The 12,458-nt window shown below is 62.6% G+C and carries 13 protein-coding genes; all 13 read right to left on the reverse strand.

Annotated elements, in window-relative coordinates:
* Positions 1 to 3: 3 nt before the first annotated feature.
* The 13 genes from nuoG to uvrA all read right to left on the reverse strand — a co-directional run bounded on the left by nuoG (position 4) and on the right by uvrA (position 12,362).
* Positions 4 to 2,025, reverse strand: coding sequence for an NADH-quinone oxidoreductase subunit NuoG (gene nuoG / locus FN835_RS00485; protein WP_142661229.1), 2,022 nt, complete (start codon positions 2,023 to 2,025; stop codon positions 4 to 6).
* A gap of 97 nt (positions 2,026 to 2,122) precedes the next feature.
* Positions 2,123 to 2,557, reverse strand: a complete 435-nt coding sequence (locus FN835_RS00490) for a hypothetical protein (protein WP_142661230.1) — start codon at positions 2,555 to 2,557, stop codon at positions 2,123 to 2,125.
* Between the two features lie 8 nt (positions 2,558 to 2,565).
* Entirely contained in the window at positions 2,566 to 2,964 is a 399-nt protein-coding gene (locus FN835_RS00495; RefSeq protein WP_142661231.1) for a DUF5333 domain-containing protein, read from the reverse strand.
* Between the two features lie 159 nt (positions 2,965 to 3,123).
* Positions 3,124 to 4,419 (reverse strand): NADH-quinone oxidoreductase subunit NuoF, encoded by a 1,296-nt coding sequence (gene nuoF / locus FN835_RS00500; protein WP_142661232.1) that lies wholly within the window; start codon positions 4,417 to 4,419, stop codon positions 3,124 to 3,126.
* A 7-nt stretch (positions 4,420 to 4,426) separates the two neighbouring features.
* Positions 4,427 to 4,675 carry a DUF5337 domain-containing protein gene (locus tag FN835_RS00505; protein ID WP_142661233.1) on the reverse strand — a complete coding sequence of 83 codons (249 nt, stop codon included), beginning with the start codon at positions 4,673 to 4,675 and terminating at the stop codon, positions 4,427 to 4,429.
* Positions 4,675 to 5,346, reverse strand: a complete 672-nt coding sequence (locus FN835_RS00510; RefSeq protein ID WP_142661234.1) for a hypothetical protein — start codon at positions 5,344 to 5,346, stop codon at positions 4,675 to 4,677. The genes FN835_RS00505 and FN835_RS00510 overlap by 1 nt, the downstream gene beginning before the upstream one ends.
* Positions 5,347 to 5,376: 30 nt before the next feature.
* Positions 5,377 to 6,126 (reverse strand): NADH-quinone oxidoreductase subunit NuoE, encoded by a 750-nt coding sequence (gene nuoE, locus FN835_RS00515; RefSeq protein WP_142661235.1) that lies wholly within the window; start codon positions 6,124 to 6,126, stop codon positions 5,377 to 5,379.
* Entirely contained in the window at positions 6,126 to 7,364 is a 1,239-nt protein-coding gene (locus FN835_RS00520; protein ID WP_142661236.1) for an NADH-quinone oxidoreductase subunit D, read from the reverse strand. The genes nuoE and FN835_RS00520 overlap by 1 nt, the downstream gene beginning before the upstream one ends.
* Before the next feature lie 49 nt (positions 7,365 to 7,413).
* A complete protein-coding gene (locus FN835_RS00525) occupies positions 7,414 to 8,031 on the reverse strand; it encodes an NADH-quinone oxidoreductase subunit C (protein ID WP_142661237.1) in 618 nt (205 codons plus the stop codon).
* Between the two features lie 3 nt (positions 8,032 to 8,034).
* Entirely contained in the window at positions 8,035 to 8,559 is a 525-nt protein-coding gene (locus FN835_RS00530; protein ID WP_142661528.1) for a NuoB/complex I 20 kDa subunit family protein, read from the reverse strand.
* Complete coding sequence (locus FN835_RS00535) at positions 8,559 to 8,924, reverse strand: NADH-quinone oxidoreductase subunit A (RefSeq protein ID WP_142661238.1); 366 nt, start codon at positions 8,922 to 8,924, stop codon at positions 8,559 to 8,561. The genes FN835_RS00530 and FN835_RS00535 overlap by 1 nt, the downstream gene beginning before the upstream one ends.
* A 205-nt stretch (positions 8,925 to 9,129) precedes the next feature.
* Positions 9,130 to 9,516 (reverse strand): DUF4260 domain-containing protein, encoded by a 387-nt coding sequence (locus FN835_RS00540; RefSeq protein WP_142661239.1) that lies wholly within the window; start codon positions 9,514 to 9,516, stop codon positions 9,130 to 9,132.
* Complete coding sequence (gene uvrA, locus FN835_RS00545) at positions 9,513 to 12,362, reverse strand: excinuclease ABC subunit UvrA (protein ID WP_142661240.1); 2,850 nt, start codon at positions 12,360 to 12,362, stop codon at positions 9,513 to 9,515. The genes FN835_RS00540 and uvrA overlap by 4 nt, the downstream gene beginning before the upstream one ends.
* Between the last annotated feature and the right edge of the window lie 96 nt (positions 12,363 to 12,458).

Consider the following 12,458-nt stretch of genomic DNA (forward strand, 5'->3'; position numbering starts at 1 on the left):
GTGTCACTCCGCCGCCATCGCCGGCGCCCGCCGCGCCGCAGCCATTGCCGAAAGCTCGCCCATCAGCGGCGAGGAACGCGCGATCGGGTTGGTCAGGTAGAAATCCTTGACCGCATAGCGGAAGCTGGCCTGCCCAAGATCAAGGCGGGTCAGCGGCTGCCATTCGTTTTCCGGCACTCGGTCGATCTGGGCCAGATGCGGCACGGCAGTGACCAGCGCGCGACGCAGCGCGGCAAGGCTGTCCCACGGCTGCGTCGCGCCCAGTTCGGCGGACAGCGCACGCAGGATAGCCCAGTTCTCTTTCCCCTCGCCCGGCGCGAAATTGGCGCGCATGGCAAGCTGGGGACGGCCTTCGGTATTCACGAACAGGCCGTTTTCTTCGGTATAGCAGGCACCCGGCAGGATCAGGTCGGCGCGATGCGCACCGCGATCCCCATGGCTGCCCTGATAGATGACAAAGGCACCGGCGGCGATCTCGACCTCATCCGCACCAAGGTTGTAGATGGTTTCCGCGCCGTCGATGGCAGCACTCAGCCCGCCTTCGGTTACCGCACCCACATCCATCGCACCCACGCGGCCGGCTGCCGAATGCAGGACCAGCAGCTTGGAGTTGCTGTTTTCGGCCAGCTTCATGGCATGGGCCAGCACGGCTTCGCCATCGGCTTCGCGCAGCGCGCCCTGCCCCACGATCACCAGCGACGGCTTGGCCTTCATCTCGTCCGAAATCTCGCGCGAGGACAGGCTTTCCAGCGCCGCGCGGTCATTGCCGACATGGGCGTAATCATAGGTCAGATCGACCGCTTCGCCCAGCAGACCGATCTGTGCGCCCCGTGCCCAGGCACGGCGGATACGCGAATTCAGCACCGGCGCCTCTTCGCGCGGGTTGGTGCCGATCAGCTGGATCATCGCGGCATTGTCGATGTCTTCGATGGTCGCATTGCCGACATAGGCCGAGCGGTTGCCAGCAGGCAGGCGCGCGCCATCGGTGCGGCATTCGACGCGGCCGCCCAGCCCCTCGATCAACTGCTTCAGGCTGAACGCGGCCTCGACCGGGACCAGATCACCGATCAGACCGGCGACCTTCTTGCCCTTCATCGCCTTGGCGGCGGCGTCCAGCGCCTCGGGCCAGGTCACAGCACGCAGCTTGCCGTCCACGCGCAGATAGGGGCGGTCAAGACGCTGGCGACGCAGACCGTCCCAGACGAAGCGGGTCTTGTCGGAAATCCATTCCTCGTTCACGCCGTCATTGTTGCGCGGCAGGATGCGCATGACTTCGCGGCCCTTGGTGTCGATGCGGATGTTCGACCCCAGCGCATCCATCACGTCGATCGATTCCGTCTTGGTCAGCTCCCACGGACGGGCAGTAAAGGCATAGGGCTTGCTGACCAGCGCGCCGACCGGGCACAGGTCGATGATGTTGCCCTGCATGTTCGAGGCCAGAGTCTCGTTCAGGTAGCTGGTGATCTCGCTGTCTTCGCCGCGGCCGGTCTGGCCCATCTGCGTGATGCCCGCGACCTCGGTGGTGAAGCGGACGCAGCGGGTGCAGGAAATGCAGCGCGTCATGTGGGTTTCGACCAGCGGGCCAAGGTTCAGATCCTCGGAGGCGCGCTTGGGTTCGCGGTAGCGGCTGAAATCCACGCCGTAAGCCACGGCCTGATCCTGCAGGTCGCATTCGCCACCCTGATCGCAGATCGGGCAATCCAGCGGGTGGTTGATCAGCAGGAATTCCATCACGCCCTCGCGGGCCTTCTTGACCATGGGCGAGTTGGTCTTGATCTCGGACGGCGCACCTTCCGGCCCCGGACGCAGATCCTTGACCTGCATGGCGCAGGATGCGGCGGGCTTCGGCGGGCCGCCCACGACCTCGACCAGACACATGCGGCAGTTGCCCGCGATGGACAACCGCTCGTGATAGCAGAAGCGCGGCACCTCGATCCCGGCCTGCTCGCAGGCCTGGATCAGGGTCATGTTCGGATCGACTTCGATAATCTTGTCGTCGATCTTGATCTTGCGAAGATCTGCCATCTTGTCTTCCCTTATTTCGCGCCCATGCCGGAACGACCGGCGCGATGCGATTGCTGGCCGAAGGCTGGCCTTTGTTTCGATGCCCCGGATGCGATCATCACTGCACCCGGACGAAATTGCGTTGCGGCGTGCCGATGTCGCGGTCGCCCCGCGTCAGCAGCACCTGCATCGCGTCCAGTCCCTCGCGGAACAGGACGGTCGCATGCAGCGGCTCGGCGGTGTTGTAGAATTCGCTGCGATTGGCGGTCGTGGTGAAACGGCTGCCATCGGGCCGCGCGCAGGTGATCTGCGCCGCTTCGGCATTGCCTGTCACGCGCAGGATCGGACGTCCCGCCAGATTGCGCTGGAACCTTGTCCGCACCCCCGGCCCGGTCGCATCGCAGGTGATGTCGGCGGGCGAAAAGATGTCGAAGGTCAGATAGAATTTTTGTGGCGTGCCCTGCGTGTCGCGCGACGGCTCTCCGGCCAGCAGATCGCCTGCGACCATCGCGAAGGCTGCGGCGGCCAGCAGCGCAAGACCGATACGGTTCATCCACTTTTTCATTTCGCCACCAACAAGCTGCCGATCACGTTCTTTTTGGCAATTTCGGCCCGGCCGAGGCGGCAAAAACTTTCCGCATCACCTTTGCGCGCGCCGTTACGGGTCAAATAATCCTCGGCCACGGCATAGATGCGCTTCTTGTCTTCCTTGCTGTCAAGAAAGGCGTCGATCTGGGCGTTGGAATAGCCCTTTTGCTGGGCATAACGCTTCAGCTTGCGCGCCTCGCCATAGGCGTAAAGCAGCCGCGCGTCGATCGAGGGGCAGGTCCGCCGGATCCGGTCTGCGACCCGCGCCGCAACCAGACGGTCGTTGATGTATTTTTCCTGAGCCAGCGGCTCAAGCGCGGCGGCAGGCGTGGCCAGCGTCGCTAGTGCCAGTGCAAAACAGATCGGTTTCATGGTATTGGTCTCCTTCTGCAGGGTCCAATTCATAACACCGGGCTGATGGCTGGGTTCGACACCAAAGGGTGAGCGACGCGTGACCCGGCGCGCGCAAGCGCGGGCAACCCCCGTGGGGGTCTGCCGTGCCAGATGGGTCAGCGCCTGCGTCATGCCTGATTACTCCGCCGCCATGGCGCCCATGCGCCCGGTGCGTTTGGCCTTGATACGGTCTTCGATTTCTTCGCGGAAGTTGCGGATCAACCCTTGGATCGGCCAGGCCGCCGCGTCGCCAAGCGCGCAGATGGTGTGGCCTTCGACCTGCTTGGTCACGTCGAACAGCATGTCGATTTCTTCGACCTCGGCCTCGCCCCGGACCAGACGGTCCATGACGCGCATCATCCAGCCGGTGCCTTCGCGGCAGGGCGTGCATTGGCCGCAGCTTTCATGCTTGAAGAACTTGGACAGACGCCAGATCGCCTTGATGATGTCGGTGTCCTGATCCATCACGATCATGCACGCAGTGCCAAAGCTGGAGCGCAGCTCGCGCATCCCGTCATAGTCCATGATGGCGTTTTCGCACTGCTCTGCGGTCAGGACCGGGCAGGACGCGCCGCCGGGGATGACGGCTTTCAGGTTCTTCCAGCCGCCGCGGATGCCGCCGCCATGCTTTTCGATCAGCTCGCGCATGGGGATCGACATGGCTTCTTCGACGACGCAGGGCGTGTTGACGTGGCCGGTCAGGCCGAACAGCTTGACGCCCGCATTGTTCGGACGACCGAAGCCCGCGAACCATTCACCGCCGCGACGCAGGATGGTCGGGACGACGGCAATGGATTCGACGTTGTTCACCGTGGTCGGGCAGCCATACAGACCCGCGCCCGCCGGGAAAGGCGGCTTCATGCGGGGCATACCCTTTTTGCCTTCCAGCGATTCCAGCAGCGCGGTTTCTTCGCCGCAGATATAGGCGCCGGCGCCGTGATGCAGATACAGGTCGAAATCCCAGCCCGAACCGGCGGCGTTCCGGCCCAGAAGCCCATCGTCATAGCATTCGTCGATGGCGGCTTGCAGCGCCTCGCGCTCGCGGATGAATTCGCCGCGGATATAGATATAGGCCGCATGGGCGCCCATCGCGAAACTGGCAATCAGCGCGCCTTCGATCAGCGTATGCGGATCGTGGCGCATGATTTCGCGGTCTTTGCAGGTCGCGGGTTCGGATTCGTCGGCGTTGATGACCAGATAGGCCGGGCGACCGTCGGATTCCTTGGGCATGAACGACCATTTCATGCCGGTCGGGAAGCCCGCGCCGCCACGACCGCGCAGCCCCGAGGCCTTCATCTCATTGATGATGCTGTCGCGGCCGCGCTGGATGATGCTGGCCGTGCCATCCCAATGGCCGCGCTTCTTGGCCCCGGCAAGGCTGCGGTCGCCCATGCCGTAGATGTTCGTAAAGATCCGGTCCTGATCGTTCAGCATCGTCGTCTTATCCTTGTCCCCGCGACGACGCATTGCGCCGCCGCCAGATCCGCCAGGTCACCAGAAGCGACCAGATCAATGCCCCCATCGCCACAAGATCGGCGAGAAAGACGTATTTCGTGGGCCAGCCCTGCTGACCCCCCAACCACTGCACTCCAAGCCAGAGCAGCATGGTCGCCGTGATCACCACCGCCACCAGCCGCATCTGCCCCGTATCGGCCCCTGCGGGCGCATTGTTCCCGTTCGGGCGGGTCATCAGGTCGACTCGCCCCGCTCAACTCTGAGCGAATGTTCCGTCTCGCCGCCAGAGGCGAGGATGCGGGCCTGACCGACCCAATCATCCGCCTCGATCCGGCTGCCCATCCGGCCCAGACGCTGGGCGAAATCGGCAATATCCGCCTGTTGCCAGGCTGCGATCTGCGCAAAGCGCGTCACGCCGTTTTCCTTCAGCCAATCGGCCAGCTTGGGACCGACGCCCTTGATGCGGCGCAGATCGTCTTCGGCGGTCCCGGCGTCGGCAGTTGCGGCGATCTTTGCCACCGGCTTGGGCTGCGGCTCGGCTTCGCGCGGCGAGATACTGGCAGGTGTGCTGGGCAGCGCGCCCGCGACGATCGGCATCTGCGCCCCCGAGCTGTAACCTTCTGGACCGCCCAGCGGGGCCGAGACCAGCAGAGCTTCGGGCTGACGCTCGACCACCTGACGTTCCCAGTCAGACGAGGTCATCCCATCGCCCGTTGCAGCAAGCTGGGGCCGTTCATGGCAGACCAGCCACGACATCAGCGCGCCGAACAGAACAAAGGTCACAAGCCCCAGAAACAAACCTGCCGCCCAGCCCCGTTCCCCGATCCCCGAGGTAAAGAGCAGGACCACGACCCCGGCGATCGCCCCCGAGATCCAGCAGTTTCTGTTGCAGACCGATTGTTCCATCGTAACCAGCTCCCAAACCTCGGCTATCCCTTAGCCGTTGATACCATCCTTTGCCGTCCCGGTCCCGTCCTGCTTGCCCAGCCAGGGCGTGGTGATCGGAACCTCGGTGCCATCAATGCGCTTGATCGTGTCATTCAGGCGAACCGCCAGACCGACACTGCCATTATACTGTTCGTCCGTGCCTTTCAGATCGGCCAGCGCGGTCGGACCGCCCAAAGCCTCGACCGAGAAGCGGCCGTTCTGCGGACCCGGCACAGGCACTTCGCCAGCCGCAAAGCTGTCGATCAGCGCGGCCAGTTTCTCGACCGTCAGGTCTTCGTAGAAATCCTTGCCGATCTGGGCCATGGGCGCGTTGGTGCAGGCGCCAAGGCATTCGACCTCTTCCCACGAAAAACGCCCATCGGCGGACAGGGTGTGCGGTGCGTTGGCGATCTTTTCCTTGCAGACGCGGATCAGATCCTCAGCCCCGCAGATCATGCAGGTCGTGGTGCCGCAAATCTGGATATGTGCAACCGTTCCAACGGGATGAAGCTGGAACATGAAGTAGAAGGTCGCCACTTCCAGCGCGCGGATATAGGGCATGCCCAGCAGCGTCGCGCAATATTCGATGGCGGGACGGCTAAGCCAGCCTTCCTGTTCCTGCGCGCGCCAAAGCACCGGGATGATCGCCGATTGCTGGCGACCTTCGGGATATTTGGTCATCTGGGCACGCGCCCATTCAAGGTTCGCAGGCAGGAATTCAAAGGATTCCGGCTGGATGGGGGACAGACGGCGCAACATCAGCGGTCAACCTCTCCGAAAACAATATCAAGGGTCGCGATGATGGCCGGAACGTCCGCCAGCAAGTGGCCCTTGGACATCCAGTCGATCGACTGCAAATGCGCGAAACCGGGGGCGCGCAGCTTGGCGCGCCACGGCTTGTTGGTGCCATCCGCGACAAGATAGACGCCGAATTCACCCTTGGGCGCTTCGACGGCGGCATAAACCTCGCCTGCCGGAACCTTGAAGCCTTCGGTGTAAAGCTTGAAGTGATGGATCAGGCTTTCCATGTCGCGCTTCATCTCGCCGCGTTTGGGCGGGGTCAGCTTGCCTCGCGCCAAAACGTCGCCCGCGGGTTCCGCGCGCAGTTTCTGGATGGCCTGCTGCATGATCCGGGTCGATTCGCGCATTTCCTGCATACGGATCAGGTAGCGGTCATAACAGTCGCCATTCTTGCCGACCGGAATCTGAAAGTCGAATTCGTCATAGCATTCGTAAGGCTGCGCCCGCCGCAGATCCCATGCCAGACCCGAGCCACGCAGCATCACGCCGCTATAGCCCCATTCAAGGCAGTTTTCTTCGGTGACGATGGCGATATCGACCAGACGCTGCTTGACGATGCGGTTTTCGGTCAGCAGCGTGTTCAGGTCATCGACCAGTTTCGGGAACTGCTCGCACCATTCCTCGATATCGTCCAGCAGATCGGGCGGCAGGTCCTGATGAACGCCGCCGGGACGGAAATAGGCGGCGTGCAGCCGCGCTCCGCAGGCGCGTTCATAGAACACCATCAACTGCTCGCGCGCCTCGAAGCCCCAAAGCGGAGGCGTTAGTGCGCCGATGTCCAGCATCCCGGTGGTCAGGCCCATCAGGTGGTTCAGGATGCGGCCGATTTCCGAATACAGCACCCGGATCAGGCTGGCGCGGCGCGGGATGACCGTGCCGGTCAGCCGCTCGATCGCCAGACACCAGGCATGCTCCTGGTTCATCGGCGCGACGTAATCCAGCCGGTCCAGATAGGGCAGGTTCTGCAGATAGGTCCGGCTTTCCATCAGCTTTTCGGTGCCGCGATGCAGCAGGCCGATATGCGGGTCGGCGCGTTCCACCACCTCGCCGTCCAGTTCCAGAACCATGCGCAGCACACCATGCGCTGCCGGGTGCTGGGGACCGAAGTTGATGTTGAAGTTGCGGATGCTTTGTTCGCCCGTCAGGAAGTCCTGCGAGCGGTCATCATAGCTGTTCTTGCGGATGTCGCCGTCCATGGTCATCCCTCACTGCGCTGCGTGGCACGGGCGCGCTGCGTCCGGGCGCTCACTTCTTCGCCTCCGGGGCTTTCTCATCGCCCGGAAGCACGTATTTCGCGCCTTCCCACGGGGACAGGAAGTCGAATTGGCGGTATTCCTGAACCAGCTTCACCGGCTCATAGACCACGCGCTTTTCGACGTCGTTCCAACGCACCTCGACATAGCCGGTGGTCGGGAAGTCCTTGCGCAGCGGATGGCCGCGGAAACCGTAATCCGTGATGATGCGGCGCAGGTCCGGGTGCCCCGAGAACAGGATCCCGAACATGTCGAAAACCTCGCGCTCATACCAGTTCGCGCCGGGGAACACGCCGGTCAGACTGGGCGCGACCTCATCCTCGCGGATCTGGGCCTTAACGCGGATGCGGTGGTTCTGATACATCGACAGGAAGTGATAGACCAGATCGAAGCGCGCCGGGCGCTGCGGGTTGTCCACTGCCGTGATGTCGATCAGCGTCGAAAAACGGCAGGTCGCATCATTGCGCAGAAACTCGATCATGCCGATCAGGCCCGACAGCGTGACGTTCACCGTCAGCTCGCCAAAGGCGATCTCGGTCGAAACGACGTCGCTTTCGCGGCGCAGGGTGATGTGTTCGGCAAGTTCCGAAAGGGCGGCGGTATCGGTCATGGCTTACCTCACCAACGTGCCGGTGCGCCGGATGCGGCGCTGAAGTTGCAGGATGCCATAAAGCAATGCCTCGGCCGTGGGCGGGCAGCCGGGGACGTAGATGTCCACCGGAACGATACGGTCGCAGCCACGCACAACGGAATAGGAATAGTGGTAATACCCGCCGCCATTCGCACAGCTGCCCATGCTGATGACATAGCGCGGCTCTGGCATCTGGTCATAGACCTTGCGCAGCGCCGGGGCCATCTTGTTGGTCAGGGTGCCCGCAACGATCATCAGGTCCGACTGGCGCGGAGAGGCGCGCGGCGCGGTCCCGAAGCGCTCCACGTCATAGCGCGGCATGGAAACTTGCATCATCTCGACCGCGCAGCAGGCCAGGCCGAAGGTCATCCAGTGCAGCGAACCGTTCCGCGCCCAGTTGATGATGTCTTCGGTCGTGGTCAGCAGGAAGCCCTTGTCCTGCAATTCGCGGTTCAGCTCGGCCGTGGCGAATTCACGGTCGGGACCAGCGGTATTGGCTCCGGTCATCACGCCCATTCCAGTGCCCCCTTCTTCCATTCATAGGCAAAGCCAACGGTCAGGACACCCAGGAAGACCATCATCGACCAGAAGGCCACTTCCGACAGCCCGCCAAAGGCCACGGCCCAAGGGAACAGGAACGCCACCTCAAGGTCGAAGATGATGAACAGGATCGAGACGAGATAGAATCGCACATCGAATTTCATCCGCGCGTCGTCGAAGGCGTTGAAGCCGCATTCGTAGGCACTGACCTTCTCGGGATCCGGGTTGCGGATGGCGACAATTGCAGCGGCCAGAATCAGCACAATGGCGAGACCCGAGGCCATTCCCAGAAAGACCAGGATCGGCAGGTATTCTTGCAGCAGGTATTCCACTGGAGTTGGGCTCCCTTTCGCTCGCGGGAACCCTTGTGGCGCCCGCGATGGGTTTGGCTGCCGCCCGTTTATCCCTGCCGGGCGGCGGGGTCAACGGTAGGTGCGACGATGTAACGCATTGTATTATTGCTGCACCGCAGCGATGCTGCTCATGGGAAATTCCGAGCATTTCGCTTCGATGCGGCGTTGCGGCACAAATCGCAGCTTATTCGCGACCGATCTGCCCCAGATGGTTTTCGCGATACCCCCCGCGCAGCTTCAGGCCCAGCCCAAATGCGCGGTCCAGACCGACGCGCGCAAGCCACAATGCCCCGCCCGCGATCAACACCGTCGATCCCGCACCTACGCCGATCATCATCAGCAGGAATGGGGTCGCATAAATGTGAAGCATATTATAGGTCAGCGCGCCGACACGGCGCCCCACCAGATAGCCCAGCAATCCAATATCCGGGGCGATCAGCGCGATGATCCATGCCCACCACGGTCCGCCCGGCGCCGCGATGCCAGCAATGGCAAGACCGCCAATCGCCATGCCCGCCCCTTCCAGCTGCTGCCAGCCGCGTGCGGGGGCATCGCCACGACCTTGCGTCATTCCGCCGCCCGTTTGCGCGCCGCGTCCAGCATGGGCGCAAGATAGCGTCCCGTATGGCTTTCCTTGACCTTGGCCACGTCCTCGGGCGTGCCGGTCGCCACAATCCGCCCACCGCCATCGCCACCTTCGGGACCGATGTCGATGATCCAGTCGGCAGTCTTGATGACATCCAGATTGTGTTCGATGACCACGACCGTATTGCCCTGATCTACAAGGCTGTGCAGCACCTCAAGCAGTTTGCGCACATCTTCGAAATGCAGGCCGGTCGTCGGTTCGTCCAGAATATACAGTGTCTTGCCGGTCGCGCGGCGCGACAGCTCCTTGGACAGCTTGACGCGCTGCGCCTCGCCGCCCGAAAGCGTGGTGGCCTGCTGGCCGACCTTGATATAGCCCAGCCCCACTTCAAGCAGCGCGTCCATCTTGTCGCGGATCGAAGGCACGGCCTTGAAGAACTCCTGCGCATCCTCGACCGTCATGTCCAGCACGTCGGCGATGGACTTGCCCTTGAACTGCACTTCCAGCGTTTCGCGGTTATAGCGTTTGCCCTTGCAGGTCTCGCAGGTGACATAGACATCGGGCAGAAAGTGCATCTCAATCTTGATGACGCCATCGCCCTGACACGCCTCGCAACGGCCGCCCTTGACGTTGAAACTGAAGCGGCCGGGCTTGTAGCCCCGCGCCTTGGATTCCGGCAGGCCCGCATACCAGTCGCGGATATGGGTATAGGCGCCGGTATAGGTCGCGGGGTTCGACCGCGGCGTGCGGCCGATGGGGCGCTGGTCGATGTCGATGACCTTGTCCAGCAGCTCCAGACCCTTGATCGTCTCGCAGGGCGCGGGGGTCTGGCGGGCACCGTTTAGGCGCAGGCTGGCAGTCTTGAACAGGGTTTCAATCGTCAGCGTGGACTTGCCGCCGCCCGAAACGCCCGTGACACAGACGAACTTGCCCAAGGGAAACTCGGCGGTGACGTCCTTCAGGTTGTTGCCGGTGGCGCCGACGACCTTGATCGCCTTGCCATTGCCCTTGCGGCGATTGCGCGGGACCGAGATCTCACGCTCACCCGAAAGATATTGCCCCGTCAGACTGCCGCCCGATGCAATCTCGGCGGGCGTGCCCTTGGCGACGATCTGGCCGCCATGCACCCCTGCCCCCGGCCCCATGTCAAACACATAATCCGCATGGCGGATCGCGTCCTCATCATGTTCGACCACAATGACCGAATTGCCCTGATCGCGCAGCCCTTTCAGCGTGTCCAGCAAGCGGTCGTTGTCACGCTGATGCAGGCCGATGCTGGGTTCGTCCAGCACGTAAAGCACCCCGGTCAGGCCGCTGCCGATCTGCGACGCCAGCCGGATGCGCTGGCTTTCCCCGCCCGAAAGCGTCCCTGCCGCGCGGGAAAGCGTCAGGTAATCCAGACCCACATTCACAAGAAAGCCCAGCCGTTCGCGGATTTCCTTGAGGATTGCGGCGGCGATTTCATTCTTCTGCTTGGTCAGGTGTTCCGGCGCGGCTTCGGCCCAGGCCAGCGCCTCACGGATCGAAAGCTCGGTGACGTTGCCGATATGGGTGCCTGCGATCTTCACCGCCAAGGCTTCGGGTTTCAGGCGATAGCCGGCGCAGGCACCGCAGGGGCGGTTGTTCTGATATTTCTCGAACTCCTCGCGGACCCATTGGCTGTCGCTTTCGCGCAGGCGCCGTTCCATGTTCGGAACGATGCCCTCGAAGGTGCGCGCGATTTCATAGACGCGGCCCGCATCGTCGAAGCGAAAGGGAATCTCCTCGGCGCCCGAGCCGTGCAGGAACATGTCCTGCACCTCTTTGGGCAGGTCTTTCCAGGGCGTCTTCTTGTCAAAAGCGTAATGCTTTGCCAGCGCGTTGACCGTCTGCGTCAGATAGGCCGATTTCGACTTGGCCCAAGGCGCCAGCGCCCCCTGCGCGACCGAAAGCGCGCTGTCGGGCACGATCAGGCGTTCGTCAAAGAAAAGTTCGACCCCCAGACCGTCGCAGACCGGACAGGCCCCGAAAGGCGCGTTGAACGAAAACAGCCGAGGCTCAATTTCAGGAATGGTGAAACCGCTGACAGGGCAGGCGAATTTTTCGCTGAAGGTGATGCGCTGCGGTTCCTCGTCGGTGGTTTCCAGCAAGGCGATGCCGTCGGCCAAATCCAGCGCGGTGCGGAAACTGTCGGCCAGCCGCGTCTCCATCCCCTCGCGCACGACGATACGGTCCACCACCACATCAATGTTGTGCCGGAACTTCTTGTCCAATGTCGGCGGCTCATCCAACTCGTGGAATTCACCGTTCACCTTGACGCGCTGGAAGCCCTGCTTCCGCAGCTCAAGGAATTCCTTTTTATATTCGCCCTTGCGGTCGCGGACGATGGGGGCCAGCAGATAGGCGCGCGTGCCCTCGGGCATCTCCATCACGCGGTCCACCATGTCCTGAACCTGCTGCGCCTCGATCGGCAGGCCGGTCGCGGGCGAATAGGGCGTGCCCGCCCGTGCGAACAGCAGGCGCAGATAGTCATAGATCTCGGTCACGGTGCCGACGGTTGAACGCGGGTTCTTCGAGGTCGTCTTCTGCTCGATGGAGATCGCCGGGGACAGGCCGCTGATGTGGTCCACATCCGGCTTGCCCATCATGTCCAGGAACTGCCGGGCATAGGCCGACAGACTTTCGACATAGCGCCGCTGGCCTTCGGCATAGATGGTATCAAAGGCAAGGCTGGACTTGCCACTGCCCGACAGGCCGGTGATCACCACCAACTGGTCGCGCGGAATGTCCATATCCACGTTCTTCAGATTATGTTCGCGCGCACCGCGAACCTCGATGAACTTCTGTTCCATCTTGCCCGATCACGTTCTGATTCCGCCAAGCGCATCAGATAGGCATTGACGGTAAAATGGCAACCGCCAATGGGACAAAATGCGAACATTTCCGCT

This window comes from Paracoccus laeviglucosivorans, from assembly GCF_900182695.1.
GTDB classification, from domain to species: domain Bacteria; phylum Pseudomonadota; class Alphaproteobacteria; order Rhodobacterales; family Rhodobacteraceae; genus Paracoccus; species Paracoccus laeviglucosivorans.